Source organism: Streptomyces sp. NPDC056580 (assembly GCF_042793175.1).
Taxonomy (GTDB): Bacteria; Actinomycetota; Actinomycetes; order Streptomycetales; family Streptomycetaceae; genus Streptomyces.
Map to the genome: position 1 here is coordinate 104815 of NZ_JBHTVE010000009.1, position 19122 is coordinate 123936.

At 72.3% G+C, this 19122-nt stretch carries 10 protein-coding genes; 1 reads left to right on the forward strand and 9 read right to left on the reverse strand.

Going from position 1 to position 19122, the window contains the following annotated elements:
• Positions 1-24: 24 nt before the first annotated feature.
• The 4 genes from glgB to ACFQ9Z_RS21280 all read right to left on the reverse strand — a co-directional run bounded on the left by glgB (position 25) and on the right by ACFQ9Z_RS21280 (position 7779).
• The gene (glgB, locus tag ACFQ9Z_RS21265) at positions 25-2409 is read right to left on the reverse strand and encodes a 1,4-alpha-glucan branching enzyme (RefSeq protein WP_383020391.1); all 2385 of its coding nucleotides are present in this window, start codon (positions 2407-2409) and stop codon (positions 25-27) included.
• Positions 2406-3821: a phosphotransferase gene (locus ACFQ9Z_RS21270; RefSeq protein ID WP_383020395.1), complete on the reverse strand. Its 1416-nt coding sequence runs from the start codon at positions 3819-3821 to the stop codon at positions 2406-2408. The genes glgB and ACFQ9Z_RS21270 overlap by 4 nt, the downstream gene beginning before the upstream one ends.
• Positions 3822-3916: 95 nt before the next feature.
• Complete coding sequence (treS, locus tag ACFQ9Z_RS21275; RefSeq protein WP_383020399.1) at positions 3917-5617, reverse strand: maltose alpha-D-glucosyltransferase; 1701 nt, start codon at positions 5615-5617, stop codon at positions 3917-3919.
• Positions 5614-7779, reverse strand: a complete 2166-nt coding sequence (locus ACFQ9Z_RS21280) for an alpha-1,4-glucan--maltose-1-phosphate maltosyltransferase (protein ID WP_383020402.1) — start codon at positions 7777-7779, stop codon at positions 5614-5616. Before ACFQ9Z_RS21280 ends, treS begins: the two co-directional genes overlap by 4 nt.
• Positions 7780-8127: 348 nt before the next feature.
• Here ACFQ9Z_RS21280 and ACFQ9Z_RS21285 point away from each other — a divergent pair, with 348 nt between their 5' ends.
• Positions 8128-10746 (forward strand): glycosyltransferase family 1 protein, encoded by a 2619-nt coding sequence (locus ACFQ9Z_RS21285; RefSeq protein WP_383020404.1) that lies wholly within the window; start codon positions 8128-8130, stop codon positions 10744-10746.
• Positions 10747-10777: 31 nt separating this feature from the next.
• Here the strand turns inward: ACFQ9Z_RS21285 and ACFQ9Z_RS21290 are convergent, their stop codons facing one another.
• The 5 genes from ACFQ9Z_RS21290 to ACFQ9Z_RS21310 form a co-directional block, all read right to left on the reverse strand.
• Positions 10778-11299 (reverse strand): DUF1990 domain-containing protein, encoded by a 522-nt coding sequence (locus ACFQ9Z_RS21290; protein ID WP_383020408.1) that lies wholly within the window; start codon positions 11297-11299, stop codon positions 10778-10780.
• A 69-nt stretch (positions 11300-11368) separates the two neighbouring features.
• On the reverse strand, positions 11369-13030 hold the full coding sequence (locus ACFQ9Z_RS21295; protein ID WP_383020412.1) for a M4 family metallopeptidase: 1662 nt from the start codon (positions 13028-13030) through the stop codon (positions 11369-11371).
• Between the two features lie 245 nt (positions 13031-13275).
• Positions 13276-15315 (reverse strand): M4 family metallopeptidase, encoded by a 2040-nt coding sequence (locus ACFQ9Z_RS21300; RefSeq protein WP_383020416.1) that lies wholly within the window; start codon positions 15313-15315, stop codon positions 13276-13278.
• A gap of 327 nt (positions 15316-15642) precedes the next feature.
• Positions 15643-17406, reverse strand: coding sequence for an ABC transporter ATP-binding protein (locus ACFQ9Z_RS21305; RefSeq protein WP_383020423.1), 1764 nt, complete (start codon positions 17404-17406; stop codon positions 15643-15645).
• A complete protein-coding gene (locus ACFQ9Z_RS21310) occupies positions 17403-19118 on the reverse strand; it encodes an ABC transporter transmembrane domain-containing protein (RefSeq protein ID WP_383020427.1) in 1716 nt (571 codons plus the stop codon). Before ACFQ9Z_RS21310 ends, ACFQ9Z_RS21305 begins: the two co-directional genes overlap by 4 nt.
• Positions 19119-19122: the final 4 nt, after the last annotated feature.

Genomic DNA, 19122 nt, shown 5'->3' on the forward strand with positions numbered 1-19122 from the left:
GGGCGGGGAGGGGACCGGGACGGCCTACGCCGGCCGCAGCCACACCGTCGCCAGGGGCGGCAGCGTCAGCCGGATGCTCGCCGGCTGCCCGTGCCAGGCCTGCGGCTCCGGCTTCACCGCGTCCGGGTTGACGACGTCGCTGCCGCCGTACCGTCCGGCGTCGCTGTTCAGCACCTCCACCCACGCCGGAACGTCCTCCGGCACACCGATCCGGTAGTCGTGCCGCACCACCGGCGCCAGATGGGACACCGCGAGCAGCGGGTTCCCCTCGGCGTCGTGGCGCAGGAACGCGAAGACGTTGTCCTCCGCCGCGTCACCGGTGATCCACCGGAAGCCGGCCGGATCGGTGTCCCGCTGCCACAGGGCCGGCGTGGCCCGGTAAACGGCGTTCAGGTCCCGCACCAGGTCCCGCACGCCCCGGTGGTCGGCCTCGGCGCCGTAGGCCGGGTCGAGCAGCCACCAGTCCGGGCCGTGCGCCTCGGACCACTCGGCGCCCTGGGCGAACTCCTGGCCCATGAAGAGCAGCTGCTTGCCCGGATGCGCCCACATGAAGCCGAGGTAGGCGCGCAGGTTCGCGCGCTGCTGCCACCAGTCGCCCGGCATCTTCGACACCAGCGACCGCTTGCCGTGCACGACCTCGTCGTGGGAGATGGGCAGCACGTAGTTCTCGCTGTACGCGTACACCATCGAGAAGGTCATCTCGCCGTGGTGGTAGATGCGGTGCACCGGCTCGTGGCTCATGTACTGCAGCGAGTCGTGCATCCAGCCCATGTTCCACTTCAGCCCGAAGCCCAGGCCGCCCAAGCCGCTCGGGCCGCGGTGGTGGGTGGGACGGGTGACGCCGTCCCAGGCCGTCGACTCCTCGGCGATGGTCACCACGCCCGGGCAGCGCCGGTAGACGGTCGCGTTCATCTCCTGCAGGAAGGCGACCGCGTCCAGGTTCTCCCGGCCGCCGTGCTCGTTCGGGGTCCACTGGCCGGGCTCGCGTGAGTAGTCCAGGTAGAGCATGGAGGCGACGGCGTCCACCCGGAGCCCGTCGATGTGGAACTCCTCGCACCAGTACACCGCGTTCGCCACGAGGAAGTTGCGCACCTCGCGCCGGCCGAAGTCGAACTCGAGGGTGCCCCAGTCGGGGTGGGCCGCGCGCATCGGGTCGTGGTGCTCGTACAGCGGCCGCCCGTCGAACTCGGCCAGCGCCCACGCGTCGCGCGGGAAGTGCGCCGGGACCCAGTCCATCAGGACGCCGACGCCCGCCTGGTGGAGCCGGTCCACCAGGTACTTGAAGTCGTCCGGGGTGCCGAGCCGTGCCGTCGGCGCGTAGAAGCCGGTGACCTGGTAGCCCCAGGAACCGCCGAACGGGTGCTCCGCGACCGGCATCAGCTCCACGTGCGTGAAGCCCATCTCCGTCACATAGGCGGGGAGCTGCTCGGCGAGCTGCCGGTAGGTCAGGCCCGGCCGCCAGGAGGGCAGGTGCACCTCGTACACCGAGAACGGCGCCTTCTCGACGGGGGTGTCCGCGCGCCGGGCCAGCCACTCGGCGTCGCCCCACTCGTGGTGCGAGGCGTGCACGACGGAGGAGGTCGCCGGCGGTACCTCGGTGCGCCGGGCCAGCGGGTCGGCGCGCAGGGTGCGGGAGCCGTCCGGGCGGGTTATCTCGAACTTGTACAGCTCGCCCTCGCCGACGCCCGGCACGAACAGCTCCCAGATGCCCGAGGAGCCGAGCGAGCGCATCGGGAAGGCGTCGGCGTCCCAGAAGTTGAAGGTGCCGGCGACCCGTACGCCGAGCGCGTTCGGCGCCCACACCGCGAACCGGGTGCCCGTCACCCCCTGGTGCGTCGTGACGTGCGCGCCGAGCGCCCGCCAGAGCTGTTCGTGCCGGCCCTCGCCGATCAGGTGCAGGTCCAGCTCGCCCAGTGTGGGCAGGAACCGGTAGGCGTCCTCCGTCTCGTGGACGGTGCCGTCGTACGTCACGAGCAGCCGGTAGGCGGGGACTTCGGTGAGCGGGAGCAGCCCGGAGAAGAAGCCGTCGCCGTCGTCGTGCAGCTCCGCCCGCAGGTCCCCGGAGACCACGGTGACCGCCTGGGCGTAGGGACGGAAGGTCCGGAAGGCGACTTCGCCCCCGGCCGGGTGCGCGCCGAGCACGGAGTGCGGGGCGTGGTGCGTGCCGTCCAGCAGCCGCGCCCGGTCGCCGGCGTCGATCGCGGGGGAGACCGCCACCTCCACGGGATCCGGCCGGGCCGGCGGCTCGGGCCTGCGGGCGGCCGGGATCGCGGCCCGGTCGCTCCTGGGCTCCTCGGCCCCGCTCCGGTCGGCCTTGCTGCTGTCGGTCTTGCTCTTGTCGGTCTTGCTCTTGTCCGTCTTGCTCTTGCCTGACTTGTTCTTCGGGGTGGCTGACTTCTTGGACGTCACGGACGGTTCTCCCGGGCGAGGGTCGGGTCGGACGTGGCGAGGCGGCGGACCGCCGCGAGCGGCACGGGCAGCCAGTCGGGGCGGTGACGGGCCTCGTAGACGACTTCGTAGACGGCCTTGTCGATCTCGTAGGCGCGCAGCAGCACCGGATCGGTACGCGGATCGCGGCCCGCGACCTCCGCGTACCCGGAGCAGTAGGCGGACCGGCAGTGCCGGGCCCAGTCCGGCGCGGGCGGATTCACCGAGTGGGCGGCGTAGTCGAAGGAGCGCAGCATTCCGGCGATGTCCCGCACCGGAGGCTGCGGCATGCGCCGCTCGGCCAGCGGACGGGCCGGCTCGCCCTCGAAGTCGATCAGCGACCAGGCGCCGGACGGTGAGCGCAGGCACTGGCCGAGGTGCAGGTCGCCGTGGACGCGCTGGGCGGTCCAGGAGTGCCCCTCGGCGGCCAGGTCCCGCAGCGCCTCGAAGGCGGATCGCAGCCCGCGCTCGTACGGCAGCAGCGCCGGCACCGCCCGCACCGCCGCCTCCAGCCGCTCGGTCATGCCGTCCACCAGCAGCCGGAGCTGGGCCTGGCCCAGGGTGACGGCCGGCAGGGCACGCGCCAGCGCGGTGTGCACCTCGGCGGTCGCCCGGCCCAGCGCCCGTGCCTCGGCGACGAAGTCCTCGCCCTTGGCCAGTTCGCGCAGGGCCAGTTCCCAGCCGTCGTCAGCGCCGCTCACGAAGGGCTGGAGCACGGCCAGGACGTACGGCTCCGGGTCCGGGCCGGCGAGCAGCCACGCCGCCGGCGCGGGCACCCGGGCGCACCCCTCGCGGGCCAGGGCGAGCGGTAGCTCAAGGTCGGGGTTGATCCCGGGGACCACCCGGCGCAGCAGCTTCAGAATAAACGTATCGCCGTACACGACAGACGAGTTGGACTGCTCGGCTGTCATCAGCCGCGGTACGAGGCCGTCCCGGATCTCCTGGTCCGGGGCCCGTTCGAACCGCAGCCCGCCGATGCGCGCCCGGGTGCGCAGGGCCTCCAGGAGCACCTCGGCGGGCCGGGGGTCGTACAGGGCCTCGTACACCGTGCGTCCGGCGAGCGGCCCCTGTTCCACGTGCCCGATCAGCGCGGGCGCCAGCCGGGGCGGCAGCGCCTCGCGCACGCCTATCAGCAACTGGTAGCAGTCGCCGGGGTGCGGGGGCGCGCCCAGCACGGGCGGCTGGTGCACGCGCAGCAGCAGGTGGTACAGGCCCAGCCGGCCGTCCGGGGGCAGCAGTTCGGTGACGGCCACCTGGGTGAACCCGGTGACCGGACGTCCCTTGCCCGCGAACCAGCGCTGCCGGGGCAGCCACTCGCGCAGCAGCGGGTCGAGTGACGTGAGCAGGTGACCGGTGGTCCGGTCCGTGCCGAAGGTGGTGACGGTTTCCGCCATGGGCGTCGCGTTCCTTTCCCCGGGTCGTCGGGGTGTGAGTGTTGCGTGCCCCGGGTGGGGCGGCGGAAACCGCCGGCCGCCCCACCCGGCGGGCACTACGCCGCTTCCCGGCGCAGCCGGAACCAGTAGAAGCCGTGGCCCGCGAGGGTCAGCAGGTACGGCAGTTCACCGATGGCCGGGAACCGCACCCCGCCGAACAGCTCGACCGGATGGCGCCCGGTGAACTGCCTGAGGTCCAGTTCCGTGGGCTGCGCGAACCGCGAGAAGTTGTGCACACACAGCACGAGGTCGTCCTCGTACTCGCGCAGGAAGGCGATCACCGCCGGGTTCGAGGACTGCAGTTCGGTGTAGGAGCCGAGTCCGAACGCGGGGTTCTGCTTGCGGATCTCGATCATGCGGCGGGTGAAGTGCAGCAGCGACGAGGGCGACGACATGGACGCCTCGACGTTGGTGACCTGGTAGCCGTAGACCGGGTCCATGATCGTGGGCAGGAAGAGGCGCCCGGGGTCGGAGGAGGAGAAGCCGGCGTTGCGGTCGGGGGTCCACTGCATGGGGGTGCGGACGGCGTCGCGGTCGCCGAGCCAGATGTTGTCGCCCATGCCGATCTCGTCGCCGTAGTACAGGATCGGGCTTCCGGGCAGGGACAGCAGCAGCGCGGTGAACAGTTCGATCTGGTTGCGGTCGTTGTCGAGCAGCGGCGCGAGCCGGCGGCGGATGCCGATGTTGGCGCGCATGCGGGGGTCCTTGGCGTACTCCGCCCACATGTAGTCGCGTTCCTCGTCGGTGACCATCTCCAGGGTCAGTTCGTCGTGGTTGCGCAGGAAGATGCCCCACTGGCAGTTCGACGGGATGGCCGGGGTCTTGGCGAGGATCTCGGAGACCGGGTAGCGGGACTCGCGGCGCACGGCCATGAAGATGCGCGGCATGACGGGGAAGTGGAAGGCCATGTGGCACTCGTCGCCGCCGGAGGTGAAGTCGCCGAAGTAGTCGACGACGTCCTCGGGCCACTGGTTGGCCTCGGCGAGCAGCACGGTGTCGGGGTACTGGGCGTCGATCTCCTTGCGGACCCGCTTCAGGAACTGGTGCGTCGCCGGCAGGTTCTCGCAGTTGGTGCCCTCCTGCTGGTACAGGTACGGCACCGCGTCCAGCCGGAACCCGTCGATGCCGAGGTCCAGCCAGAACTTCAGCGCGGAGATCATCTCCTCCTGCACGGCCGGGTTCTCGTAGTTCAGGTCCGGCTGGTGCGAGAAGAAGCGGTGCCAGTAGTACTGCTTGCGTACGGGGTCGTACGTCCAGTTGGAGGCCTCGGTGTCGACGAAGATGATCCGGGCGTCCTGGAACTGCTTGTCGTCGTCGGCCCAGACGTAGTAGTCGCCGTACGGGCCGTCGGGGTCCCTCCTCGACTCCTGGAACCACGGGTGCTGGTCGCTGGTGTGGTTCATGACGAAGTCGATGATGACGCGCATGCCGCGCTGGTGCGCCGCGTCGACGAACTCCACGAAGTCGGCCAGGTCGCCGAACTCGGGCAGTACGGCGGTGTAGTCGGAGACGTCGTAACCGCCGTCCCGCAGGGGGGACTTGAAGAAGGGCGGCAGCCAGAGGCAGTCGACGCCGAGCCACTGGAGGTAGTCGAGCTTGGCGGTCAGGCCCTTGAGGTCTCCGATGCCGTCGCCGTTGCTGTCCTGGAAGGAGCGGACCAGGACCTCGTAGAAGACGGCGCTCTTGAACCAATCCGGATGCCGGTCCTTGGCGGGAGTGTCCTCGAAGGTGTCCGGGACGGGCTCGTTGACGATCATATTGTGGGTGACCCTCCGATCAGCGGGGTGGACGGTCGCAGGACCCGGCTGTGCTCACCCGGTGGACGGTCCCCGGAATCCCGGCCGACGGCCAGCACGTGCGCGCCGCCCGGACCGAGGCGCACATAGTTGGCCCTGCCCCAGTGATAGGTGTCGCCGGTCAGCAGGTCGCGCACCGGCGTCGACTCGTGCCATTCCAGGCCGAGTTGCGGCATGTCCAACGAGACCGTGGCTTCCTGGGTGTGGTGGGGGTCGAGGTTGGCGACCACCAGAACCGTGTTCGATCCGCTCCGCTTCGAGTAGGCGATCACCGCGTCCTTGTCGGCGTGGTGGAAGTGGAGGTCGCGCAACTGCCGCAGGGCCGGGTTCGCGCGGCGGATGGCGTTGAGGCGGGTGATGAGGGGGGCGATGGTGCGGCCCTCGCGTGCGGCGGCTTCCCAGTCGCGGGGTTTGAGCTGGTACTTCTCGGAGTCGAGGTACTCCTCGCTGCCTTCCCTGAGCGGGGTGTTCTCGCACAGTTCGTAGCCGCTGTAGACACCCCAGGAGGGGGAGAGGGTCGCGGCGAGGACGGCGCGGACCTCGAAGGCGGGCCGGCCGCCGTCCTGGAGGTAACCGTGCAGGATGTCGGGGGTGTTGGTGAAGAAGTTCGGCCGCATCCAGGCCGCCGCCTCGCCCGACAGCTCGGTCAGGTACTCCGTCAGCTCCTGCTTGGTGTTGCGCCAGGTGAAGTACGTGTACGACTGCTGGAAACCGATCTGGGCCAGGGTGTGCATCATCGCGGGCCGGGTGAACGCCTCGGCGAGGAAGATCACGTCCGGGTCGGCGCGGTTGATCTCGCCGATCACCCGCTCCCAGAACACGACCGGCTTGGTGTGCGGGTTGTCCACCCGGAAGATCCGCACGCCCTGGTCCATCCAGTGCCGCAGGACCCGGACCGTCTCGGCGACCAGGCCGTCCATGTCCCGGTCGAAGGCGATGGGGTAGATGTCCTGGTACTTCTTCGGCGGGTTCTCCGCGTAGGCGATCGTCCCGTCGGGCCGGTGGTGGAACCACTCCGGGTGCTTGTGCACCCACGGGTGGTCCGGCGAGCACTGCAGGGCGAAGTCGAGGGCGACCTCCAGGCCCAGTTCCCGGGCGCGGCCGACGAAGTGACCGAAGTCCTCCAGCGTGCCCAGGTCGGGGTGGACGGCGTCGTGGCCGCCCTCCGGGGAGCCGATCGCCCAGGGAACCCCGACGTCCTGCGGGCCCGCGGTCAGGGTGTTGTTCGGGCCCTTGCGGAACGTCGTGCCGATCGGATGGACCGGCGGCAGGTAGACCACGTCGAAGCCCATCTCCGCGATCGCCTCCAGCCGCCGCTCGGCACTGCGGAACGTGCCGTGCGGCCGCTCCGCCGTCCCCTCCGAACGCGGGAAGAACTCGTACCACGACCCGTACAGCGCCCGCTCCCGCTCCACCAGCAGCGGCATCGGCTCCGACGCGGTCACCAGGTCCCGCACCGGATACCGCGTCAGCACCGCCTCCACCCCGGGAGACAGCGCCGCCGCCAGCCGCCAGGCGGGCGGGCGGCTCTCGTCCCGGAGCGCCGTGACGGCGTCGAGGACGGCCCGGCGCCGTTCCTCCGGCACGCCGGCGGCGGCCCGTTCGTACAGCCGTGCGCCCTCCTCCAGGACCAGGTCCGTGTCGATCCCCGCCGGGATCTTGATCTGCGCGTGGTGCCGCCAGGTGCCGACCGGGTCCGACCAGGCCTCCACCGTGTAGGTCCAGTGGCCGGGCTCGCCCGCCGTGACGGTGGCGCCCCATCGGTCGGTGCCCGGGGCGAGTTCGCGCATCGGGGTCCAGGGGCCCGGCCGGCCCTCCGGATCGCGCAGCACGACGTTCGCGGCGACGGCGTCGTGTCCCTCGCGGAACACGGTGGCCGACACCTCGAACGCCTCGCCGGTCACGGCCTTGGCGGGCCGGCGCCCGCGCTGGACCACGGGGCGCACGTCGAGGACGGGGATGCGCCCGACGGCCGTCGGACCGGCCGGCGCGCGGGCCGGGCGCTGCCGGGGCGGGCCGGGGTCGTGGAGGTCCTCCGCCGGCTCCCCGGCCTTCCTGCCCGAGGTCTTCTTGCCGGCTGTGCTGGTTGTCGGTGGTGCTGACGAGTGGTGCGTGGCGGGCATGACCGCTCCTGTCCGCGTCAACGTGGGTGTGGGCGGATGAATATGGGGAGGTGGGTCCTGCGTGACGTGCTGTGGGGTGTACCGGAGGAGCCTTCCCATCCGTATCGGGTGGGCAATCCGGCACTTTGTTAACTACTCGCGCGTATGTCTACGTTCAAGACCGGCCCTCTTTCCCGGGTGCCCCCCGACAGCGTCTCCACGCCCCGTCACGACCCCGGTGACCCCGCCGCGCCCGACACCCGTCCCCGGTACGTCCCCACCGACCCTCCGGTAACCACTACCGTCGACAGGGACGACGAGACGTACAGCGCCGTGCGTCTCACACCACGCACGCGTCCGAGGTGAGATGTGAAGGCGATCCGTCGGTTCACCGTCCGTCCCGTTCTCCCCGAACCCCTCCGGCCGTTGAGCGACCTGGCGCGCAACCTGCGCTGGTCCTGGCATGCGGAAACACGTGACCTGTTCCAGTCCGTCGACCCCGAGCGGTGGGCCGTGGCCAAGGGCGACCCGGTGCGGCTGCTGGGCGGGGTGCGTCCGGCCCGGCTGACCGAGCTCGCCGCCGACCGGCGCTTCCTGCGTCGGCTGACCGCGGTCGTCGACGACCTGGGCGACTACCTGACCGGCGACCGCTGGTACCAGCACCAGGGCGACGGACTGCCCGCCGCGGTCGCCTACTTCTCCCCGGAGTTCGGCATCACGGCCGCCCTGCCCCAGTACTCCGGCGGCCTCGGCATCCTCGCCGGCGACCACCTCAAGGCGGCCAGCGACCTCGGGGTTCCGCTGATCGGGGTGGGTCTGCTCTACCGGCACGGCTACTTCCGCCAGAGCCTGTCCCGGGACGGCTGGCAGCAGGAGCACTACCCGGTGCTCGACCCGCACGAGCTGCCCGTCACCCAGCTCGAGGAGGCCGACGGCACCCCGGCCCGGGTCTCGCTCGCGCTGCCCGGGGGCCGCGCGCTGCACGCCCGGATCTGGCTGGCGCAGGTCGGCAGGGTGCCGCTGCTGATGCTCGACTCGGACGTGGAGGAGAACGACCTCGGCGAACGCGGGGTGACCGACCGGTTGTACGGCGGCGGCAGCGAGCACCGGCTGCTCCAGGAGATGCTGCTCGGCATAGGAGGTGTCCGGGCCGTGCGCACCTACTGCCGGCTCACCGGCCACCCGGAGCCCGAGGTGTTCCACACCAACGAGGGGCACGCGGGCTTCCTGGGGCTCGAGCGGATCGCCGAACTGTGCGACCGGGACCTCGACTTCGACGCGGCGCTGGAGGCCGTGCGGGGCGGCACCGTGTTCACCACGCACACCCCGGTCCCGGCCGGGATCGACCGGTTCGACCGGGAGCTGGTCGCCCGGCACTTCGGACCGGACGCCGAACTCCCGCGCATCGACGTGCAGCGGATCCTGGCCCTGGGCATGGAGACCTACCCGGGCGGCGAGCCGAACCTGTTCAACATGGCCGTCATGGGGCTGCGGCTGGCCCAGCGGGCCAACGGGGTGTCCCTGCTGCACGGGCAGGTCAGCCGGGAGATGTTCGCCGGCCTGTGGCCGGGGTTCGACGCCGAGGAGGTGCCGATCACCTCGGTGACCAACGGGGTGCACGCCCCGACCTGGGTGGCCCCCGAGGTGCTCCGGCTCGGGGCCCGGGAGATCGGCTCCCAGCGGACCGAGGACGCGCTGAGCGTCGGCGGCTCCGAGCGCTGGGACTCGGTCGCGGACATCGCGGACCAGGACATCTGGGAGCTGCGCCGCACCCTGCGCGAACAGCTCGTGTTCGAGGTGCGGGACCGGCTGCGCGCCTCCTGGCGGCAGCGCGGCGCCGGGGACGCGGAGCTGGGCTGGATCGACGGCGTCCTCGACCCCGACGTGCTCACCATCGGGTTCGCCCGGCGCGTGCCGTCGTACAAACGCCTGACCCTGATGCTGCGCGACCGCGACCGGCTGATGGAACTGCTGCTGCACCCGGAGCGGCCGGTCCAGATCGTCGTCGCGGGCAAGGCGCACCCGGCGGACGACGGCGGCAAGCGGCTGGTGCAGGAACTGGTGCGGTTCGCCGACGACCCGCGCGTGCGCCACCGCATCGTCTTCCTGCCCGACTACGGCATGGCGATGGCGCAGAAGCTCTACCCCGGCTGCGACGTCTGGCTGAACAACCCGCTGCGCCCGCTGGAGGCCTGCGGCACCTCCGGCATGAAGGCGGCGCTCAACGGCTGCCTCAACCTGTCGGTGCTCGACGGCTGGTGGGACGAGTGGTTCCAGCCGGACTTCGGCTGGGCCGTGCCGACCGCGGACGGCGCCGGCACCGATCCGGACCACCGGGACGACATCGAGGCGGCCGCCCTCTACGACCTGCTGGAGCGGCGGGTCACCCCGCGCTTCTACGAGCGCGGCCGGGCCGGGCTGCCCGACCGCTGGATCGAGATGGTCCGCCGCACCCTCGGCCGGCTCGGCCCGAAGGTGCTCGCCGGCCGCATGGTCCGGGAGTACGTCGACCGGCTGTACGCCCCCGCCGCCCGGTCCCACCGGGCGCTGACCCCGGACACCGCCCGCGAACTGGCCGCCTGGAAGGCCAGGGTGCGGGCCGCCTGGCCCGGCGTGAGCGTCGACCACGTGGAGACGACGGCCACGACGGCCACCGCGGAACTGGGCACGGCCGTGGGGCTGCGGGTGCGGGTGGGCCTCGGCGAGCTGGAGCCGGACGACGTGGAGGTGCAGGCGGTCTCGGGCCGGGTGGACGCGGAGGACCGCATCACCGAGGCCACGGCGGTCCCGCTGAAGCCGGTCGGCGCCCCCGACCTGGAGGGCCGCCGGCTCTACGAGGGCCCCCTCTCACTGGACCGCACCGGCCCCTACGGCTACACCGTCCGCATCCTCCCGGCCCACCGCCTGCTCACCTCGGCGGCCGAACTGGGCCTGGTGACGGTGCCCTCGCAGGACGTGGCGGAGGGAGCGGGGGTGCTGCTGCGCTGAGGCGCGCCGGCCCGCCGGGCGGGCGCGCCGCTCAGGCGTCGTCGAACTCGGCGCACAGGCGTTTCAGCACGGTGCCGCAGCGGCGCGCGTAGGCGTGCTGGAAACCCCGGGTGGCGGGGCCGCCGGCGCGGGCGTACCACTTGCGGGGGCGGCTGAAGGCGGCCACGGTCAGCCAGACCGTGCCGTCACCCGTACGGTCGACCACGAAGGCCTCCTCGCCGCACTCGGGGTGGCCTTCGAGGGTCCCGTAGGCCCAGCCGGCGCGCCGGGGCTCCTCGACGGTCCAGACGACGCGGCAGGGGGCCTTGATGACGCCGGCCAGGGTGACGGTGACGTCCACGCCGGGGGCGGCGCGGTCGGCGCCGGCGTCGATGCCCACGCCCATGGCGCGGTGCATCTCCCAGGTGAGGAGCGCCTCGGCGGCCCGGTCGAAGACCGCCGTTCCCTCGCCGAGGCGGGTGCGGACGAGCATCGGGCGGAAGCCGGACGGGCAGACGGTCGGGTCGTCGCGGGTCGCGCCGACCGGCTCGTAGGTGAAGGGCGCCTGGGGCATGGGTCAAAGGGTAGGGCGGCACCCGGGGCGACCTGCGCCCGGGTACCGCCCTCGTCCGGCGGGACGCGACTAGTTGACGTTGACCGCCGTCCAGGCCGCGGCGACCGCCTTGTACTCGGCGCTGGTGGAGCCGTACAGCGCGGACGCCGCGTTCAGGGTCGCCGTGCGGGCGCCCGAGTACTTGGTCGTCGACGTCATGTACGTGGTGAGCGCCTTGTACCAGATCTGCAGCGCCTTGGCGCGGCCGATGCCGGTCACCGCGGCGCCGTTGTAGGTGGGCGAGTTGTACGACACACCGTTGATCGTCTTCGCGCCGCTGCCCTCGGACAGCAGGTAGAAGAAGTGGTTGGCGACACCGGACGAGTAGTGCACGTCCTTGCTGCCCACGGTGGAGGACCAGTAGTCGGCGGAGCCGCCGTCCTTGCTGGGCTTGTCCATGTAGCGCAGCGGGGTGCCGTCGCCGTTGATGTTGATCTTCTCGCCGATGAGGTAGTCGCCGACGTCCGAGCTGTTGGCCGCGTAGAACTCCACGCCGGTGCCGAAGATGTCGCTGGTGGCCTCGTTCAGGCCGCCGGACTCGCCGCTGTAGTTGAGGCCGGCGGTGTTGGAGGTGACACCGTGGCTCATCTCGTGGCCGGCCACGTCGAGCGAGGTCAGCGGGTGGGTGTTGCCGCTGCCGTCGCCGTAGGTCATGCAGAAGCAGCTGTCGTCCCAGAAGGCGTTGACGTAGCCGCTGCTGTAGTGGACGCGGGAGTAGGCGCCGACGCCGTTGTTCTTGATGCCGCTGCGGCCGAAGGTGGACTTGTAGAAGTCCCAGGTCTCCTGCGCGCCGTAGGCGGCGTCCGCGGCGGCGGTCTGGTCCGTCGAGGAGCTGGAGGCCGTGCCCGTGCCCCAGACGTTGTCGGCGTCGGTGAACAGGGTGCCGGTGCCGGAGGTGCCGCGGGCCAGGTTGTACGTCTTGTGCCCGCCGCGCGAGGTGTCGTAGAGCTGGTACGTCGAGCCCGACAGGTTGGTGTTGAGGCTGACGGTGCCGGAGTACAGCGTCTTGCCGGTGCCGGTCGCGTTCTCGATGCCCTGGTACTCGTAGAGCTTCTTGCCCGTGGCCGCGTCGGTGATGACGTGGAGCTGGTTCGGGGTGCCGTCCTCCTGGAAGCCGCCGACGACCGTCTCGTAGGCGAGGACCGGCTTGCCGGAGCCGGCCCAGATCACCTTGCGCGCGCCGTCCGCCGTGGCCTTGTCCGAGCCCAGGGTGCGGGCGGCGCCGACGGCCTGCTTCTCCGCCTTGGCGGCGGTGATCTGCGGCTTGAGCGAGGGCACCTTCACGGCCGACTTGGCGGCCTTGGTGACGCCCTCGGCCTTGCCGGACCTGGCGGTGTGGACGATGAGGTCGCCGCCGAGGACCGGCAGGCCCGCGTAGGTGCGCTCGTAGCGGGTGTGCACGGTGCCGTCGACGTCCTTGACGACGTCCTTGACGATCAGCTTCTCCTTGGCGCCGAGGCCTATCTCCCGCGCGGTGTCCGCGGCACCGGCCTGGGCCTGCTGGATCAGCGTGGTGCGGGCCGCTGCGGACAGCTGGGTCGGGGCGGCCGCGAGCGGCTTCGCGGCGGCGGCCGGGGCCGGGGTCTGCGCGTTGGCACTGGTGGTCAGCCCAGTGGAAAGCAGGGCTCCGGCGGCGACAGCGGTGGCTACGGCCAGAGTGGTGCGCTTACGACGCGCGTAGAGGGGGCTCACAGAAGCTCCTTCTCGGTGGGGGAGTCCGGGCAGCGTGGGGTCACTGGCCGGAGGTGGGGATGGAAGTTGCTGTGCTGCTGCGGCGGTGAGGGAAGAGTGGCATCAGGGGTGCGTACATGTCATGACCCTGATGTGATGTTGGCTCAAACCAGCTGTCCGATAATCGTTTCGGCTATGTGAACGGGAGCCGCCCGGGGGTGTGGACCCCCGGGCGGCGCGCCGTTTCCCGGCTCGTGGCGAGCGGTTTACGGGAAGGTCAGCTTCCAGCTGTTGATCGTGCCCGTGTCATATGTGGCCTGATCCTGCACCTTCAGCTTCCACGTTCCGCTGGCCGATTCGGAGGAGGCGTTGACCGTGTAGGTCGCCTGGACGTTGTCCGCCGAGTCGGAGGAGGAGAAGTTCTTCAGGCGGTACGAGGTGCCCGACGGGCCGACCAGATCGACCACCAGGTCGCCGCGCCAGGTGTGCGAGATGTCCACGCTCACCTGGAGGTTGCTCGGCGCGTTCCCGCTCCTGCCGGAGACCGTGATGCTCGACGTGACGGCGGGTCCGTTGTCCGGGATGGACACCGGGGTGGTGTTCTCGTACGAGGTGCCCCCGCCCCCGCCTCCGCCGGAGCGCGATCCGACCGCCACGCCCGCCCAGGCGTCCTGCACGGCCTTGTACTCGGCGCTGGTGGTGCCGTACAGCTCGCCGGCCGCCGCGAGGGTGCCGGTGCGCGCGCCCGCGTAGTTGGTGGTGGAGGTCCACTTGGTGGTCAGCGCCCGGTACCAGATCTGCAGCGCCTTGTCCCGGCCGATGCCGGTGACCGGAAGGCCGTCCGCCGTCGGCGAGTTGTAGCTGACGCCGTTGATGACCTTCGTACCGCTGCCCTCGCTCAGCAGGTAGAAGAAGTGGTTGGCCGGGCCCGAGGAGTAGTGGACGTCGACGCCGCCTATCCCCGAGTACCAGTTGTCCTTGGACGCGCCGTCCGTGCTGGGCTTGTCCATGTAGCGCAGCGGGGTGCCGTCGCCGTTGATGTCGATCTTCTCGCCGATGAGGTAGTCGCCGACGTCGGAGGAGTTGTTCGCGTAGAACTCCACGCCGGTGCCGAAGATGTCGCTGGTGGCCTCGTTCAGGCCGCCGGACTCGCCGCTGTAGTTCAGGTTCGCGGTGTTGGAGGTGACGCCGTGGCTCATCTCGTGCCCTGCGACGTCGAGGGAGGTCAGCGGGTCGGCGTTGCCGGAGCCGTCGCCGTAGGTCATGCAGAAGCAGCTGTCGTCCCAGAAGGCGTTCACGTAGGAGTTGCCGTAGTGGACGCGGGAGTAGGCGCCGACGCCGTTGTTCTTGATGCCGTTGCGGCCGAAGGTGGACTTGTAGAAGTCCCAGGTGACCGCGGCGCCGTAGTGGGCGTCCGCGCCCGCGGTGGCGGCGTTGGACGTGGTGCCGTTGCCCCAGGTGTCGCTGGACTGGGAGAACAGCGTGCCGGTGCCCGAGCTGCCGTGGTTCAGGTTGTACGTCTTGTGGCCGCCGCGCGCCCCGTCGGTCAGCGTGTAGGCCGAGCCCGACTGGGTCGTGGTCAGCGTGACCTGGCCGCTGTACTGGGTGTTGCCGACGCCGTTCCTGATCCCCTGGTACTCGAACAGCTTCTTGCCGGTGGCCGCGTCGGTGATGACGTGGAGCTGGTTCGGGGTGCCGTCGTCCTGGAGGCCGCCGACGACCGTCTCGTAGGCGAGGACCGGCTTGCCCGAGGCGGCCCAGACGACCTTGCGCACACTGTCCGCGGCCGGCGCGGTGCCGCCGAGGGCCCTGGCCCGCTGGACGGCCTGCTTCTCGGCCGCGGTCCTCGCCACGGCCGGGGTGAGGTCCGCGACCTTCAGCGTGGCCCGCGTGGCCTTGACGACCGACTTCACGGCGCCGGACCCGGCGGTGTCCACGACGAGGTCGCCGCCGAGCACCGGAAGTCCGGCGTAGGTGCGCTCGTAACGGGTGTGCAGGGTGCCGTCGGCGTCCTTGACGACGTCCTTGACGACCAGTTTCTCCTGGGCGCCGAGGCCGATCGCCCTGGCCGTCGCGGCGCTCACGGCGTCGGCGTGCCGGATGAGACCGGTGCGCTGCGACGGTGTGAGCCCGACGGCCACATGGGCCGGATCGGCCTTGCCGGCCCGCGGCCCGGCGGGTGCGGCGGTCGCGGCGCCGGACTGGACGGCCGCGGCGATCAGGGCGGCCACGCCGGCGAGGGCGACGGTGGCGGTGCGGTGGTGCCCGGTGTGGGGGGTGCGTCTGCGAGAGGTGCTGCTCAACACTGACTCCTTCTGCATGACCGCGGGTCGCGCGGCCAGGGGAGACCGGACGGTGGGTTGGGACGTCCGGGCAGAACAGGGCGTTACGCGGAACCACGTGCAGGTGCGGGGCGGGCTCACCCGGTGCGCGCGAACCTGTGCGTTCGCTGTGAGCCGGCCGTTGTGAAGGGTGGCAGGGGATCAAGACACCTGTCAGGACCACGTCACGAACTTGGCCGGAAATCGTTCGTAGTCCGGATGTTCATGTTCGGTATACGAACCATTGGCCGCCGGACGGGACACGGGCGGCCGGTGCCGTCGCCGGGCGCCGGCCGCCCGTGTCCCGCCGGATCAGTCCGCCGCGCCGTCCCCGTGCCAGGTCCGCCACAGGGACGCGTACGCCCCGCCCGCCCGCACCAGGTCCTCGTGCGTGCCCAGTTCCGTCAGGCGGCCGTCCTCCATCACGGCCACCCGGTCCGCGTCGTGCGCGGTGTGCAGGCGGTGGGCGATGGCGATGACCGTACGGGACTGAAGGACGGCGGCCAGGGCGCGTTCGGCGTGGCGGGCGGTGGCGGGGTCGAGCATCGCCGTCGCCTCGTCGAGGATCAGGGTGTGGGGGTCGGCCAGCACCACCCGGGCCAGAGCCAGTTGCTGGGCCTGGGACGCGTCGGTGGGGTGGCCGCCCGGCCCCAGCACGGTGTCGAGCGAGGCGGGGAGGGCGCGCACCCAGTCGTCGGCGCCCACCGCCGTCAGGGCCGCCCACAGCGCGGCGTCCGTGGCGGCCGGCTCGGCGATCAGCAGGTTGTCGCGGACCGTGCCCAGGAACACGTGGTGCTCCTGGGTGACCAGGACGACCTGGCGGCGCAGCAGTTCCGGTTCCAGGGACGCGATGGGCACACCGCCGACCGTCACCGAGCCCGCGCCGGGGCTGTCGATGCCCGCGAGGAGCCTGCTCAGGGTCGTCTTCCCGGCGCCGGACGGGCCGACCACGGCCAGCCGTTCGCCCGGCCGCACCGTCAGGTCCACCCCGCGCAGCACCTCGCCGCCGCGCTCGTAGGCGTAGCGCACCCCGCGCACGTCGATCCGGTCGCCGGCCGGAGCCGGGCAGGCGCCCGCCGGATCCGTCCGGGGCGCCCGCGCCAGCCCCTCCACCCGCGCGAACGAGGCGCCGCTGCTCTGCAGTTGCTCCACCCGCATCAGGATCTGGTCCAGCGGCTCGGTGAACTGGCGCAGGTACAGCGCGGCCGCCACCACCGCGCCGACCCCCACCGCCCCGCGCTGGTGCAGCCAGCCGCCGAGCAGCAGCACGCCCACCACGGGCACGGTGTACGTCACCTCGACCGCGGGGAAGAACACGGTCCGCAGACGCAGGGTGTGCAAGCGGGTCCGGCGGGACCGCTCCAGCGCGTCCCGGCTCGCCCGGATCCGCCGTCCGCCCAGCCGGAACGCCTCGACCGTGCGCGCCCCGGCCGCCGTCGACGCCACGACCTCGGCCACCTCGGAGTTGGCGGCGCCCTCGGCGAGGTAACCGTCCCGGGCCCGGCGCAGATACCAGCGCAGCGCCAGCCACACGGGCGTCAGGCACACCACGCCGAACAGGCCCAGCAGCGGATCGAGCGCGAACACCGCGCCGAGCACGAACAGCGCCTGCACGGTGTTGACGAGCAGGTCCGGGCCGACGTCCCGCAGGGTCGTGCCGACGGTCGCCACATCGGCCGTGCCGCGCGCGGTCAGATCGCCGGTGCCGGCCCGCTCCACCGCCGACGCGGGCAGCGCCAGGACCCGGTCGACGTACTCCTCGCGCACCCGGGCCAGCGTCCGCTCCCCGAACCGGTGCCCCACGTACCGCGCCCAGCGCGCCAGCAGCAACTGGGCGAGCGCGCAGACGAGGATGAGCAGCGCCGGCCCGTCCACCGCGCCGACCCCGTGCCCGGCCCGGACCTCGTCGATGATCCGCCCGACCAGCCACGGGCCGGCCAGCCCCGCCCCGGCCGCGAGCGCGTTGAGCACCAGCGCGGCGGTGAACGCCCGCCCGTCGGCCCGCACCAGCCGTACGGTCGCCCGTCGCACCCCGGCCCGGTCCGCGACCGGCAGCAGTCCCTCGCCCGCCGTCACCGAACGGTCTCCTCGGTCTCCTCGGTGTCGCGGGCCACCAGTGCCCGGTAGGCCGGTTCCTCGGCCAGCAGCCGTCGGTGCGGGCCGCTCGCCGTCACCTTGCCGTCGGCCAGGAACAGCACCGTGTCGGCGCGGTCCAGCACCAGCGGCGAGGTGCTCGCCACGACCGTCGTACGGCCCTCGCGGGCCTCCCGCAGCCGCTCGGCGACCGTGGCCTCCGTGTGCGCGTCCAGCGCCGACGTCGGCTCCACGGCGAGCAGCACCTCCGGGTCGGCGAGCAGCGCCCGCACCAGTCGGATCCGCTGCCGCTGACCGCCGGAGAGGCTGCGGCCCTGCCCGGCGACGGCCGAGTCGAGACCGTCCGGCAGTCCTCGTACGACGTCCTCGGCGGCGGCCGCGTGGAGCGCCCGGCGCAGCGCGGCGTCGCCGGCCGGCTCCGCCGCGGCGACCGTCTCCCTGAGCGGCCCGGCGAACAGGTCCGCCTCGTTGTCCGCGACCAGGATCCGGGAGCGCACCGCCTGCAGCGGCACCGCGTCCAGCCGCACCCCGCCCCAGGTCGCGTCGGTCGCCCCGTAGCGGCCCAGGCGGTCCACCACGGCCGCCGCCTCGGCGGGGCGCGCGGCGGCCAGCGCGATCAGCCTGCGGGGCGGCACCCGCACCCCGGACGCCGGGTCGCGCAGCTCGGCCGGCCCGTCCGGCGCGGGCAGCGAGCCCTCGTCCGGCTCAGGTTCGAGGCGCAGCAGCGCCACCACCCGGCGGGCCGCCACCACACCTCGGTTGAGCTGGTAGGTCAGCTCGATGAAGAACGCCACCGGCACGATCAGCACCGCCACGTAGCCGTACACCGACACCAGCTCGCCGATGCTGATGGCGCCCGCGGCCGCCTGCCGCGCCGCGAGCCAGGTCACCACAGCGAGGAACAGCGTGGGCAGGCCCATGCCCAGCGCCTGCACCCAGCTCGCCACCGCCCCCACCCGGTACCCCTGGTCGCGCAGCCGCTGCGAGTCCCGCCGGAAGGCGTCCGCGAACAGCCCCTTGCCGCCCAGGCCGTTCAGGACCCGCAGGCCGCCCGCGAGGTCGCCGATGCGGGCCGTCAGCACGCCCTGCCGCTCCCGGTACTCGCCCTCCGCCCCCTGCAGCCGCAGCGTCAGCGGCCCGGTGACCAGCGCGATCACCGGCACCCCGAGCAGCACCACCGCGGCGAGCGGCGCCGAGACGGACAGCAGCACCCCGGCCACCACCACGTAGACCACCAGCGAGCCCACCCCGGGCCCGACCACGGTCAGCGCCTGCGCGATGGTCTGCACGTCACCGACGCCGATGGTGACGACCTCCCCGGCCCCGGCCCGGCGCGGCAGCGCCGCCCCCAGCCGGGCCGCGTGCCCCACGACCAGCTTCACCGTGCGGAAGTTGGCGTCCATCCGCACCCGGGTCATGGTGCGGTGCCGCATGATGCTCACCCACGAGTTCAGCGCGCCGAGCGCGAACATCACGCCGGCCCACCCGGCCAGCGCGCCCATCCGGCCCGGCACCAGGCCCTCGTCCACCGCCCGCGCCATCAGATACGGCTGCGCGGCCATCAGCACCATCCACGCGCTGCCCAGCAGCGCGCCCACCAGCGACCGCACCCGCTGGCGCAGCACGAGCCAGCCCAGAAAGTGCCAGCCGCCGCGGACGTCGGGCGTGCCCGGATCCTCGTACGCGTCGATCAAAGCG

Coding starts and splice junctions, on each gene's coding strand:
- ACFQ9Z_RS21280 (WP_383020402.1), bottom strand. CDS start 7,779: ATGCCCGCCACGCACCACTCGTCAGCACCACCGACAACCAGCACAGCC.
- ACFQ9Z_RS21270 (WP_383020395.1), bottom strand. CDS start 3,821: ATGGCGGAAACCGTCACCACCTTCGGCACGGACCGGACCACCGGTCAC.
- treS (WP_383020399.1), bottom strand. CDS start 5,617: ATGATCGTCAACGAGCCCGTCCCGGACACCTTCGAGGACACTCCCGCC.
- ACFQ9Z_RS21290 (WP_383020408.1), bottom strand. CDS start 11,299: ATGCCCCAGGCGCCCTTCACCTACGAGCCGGTCGGCGCGACCCGCGAC.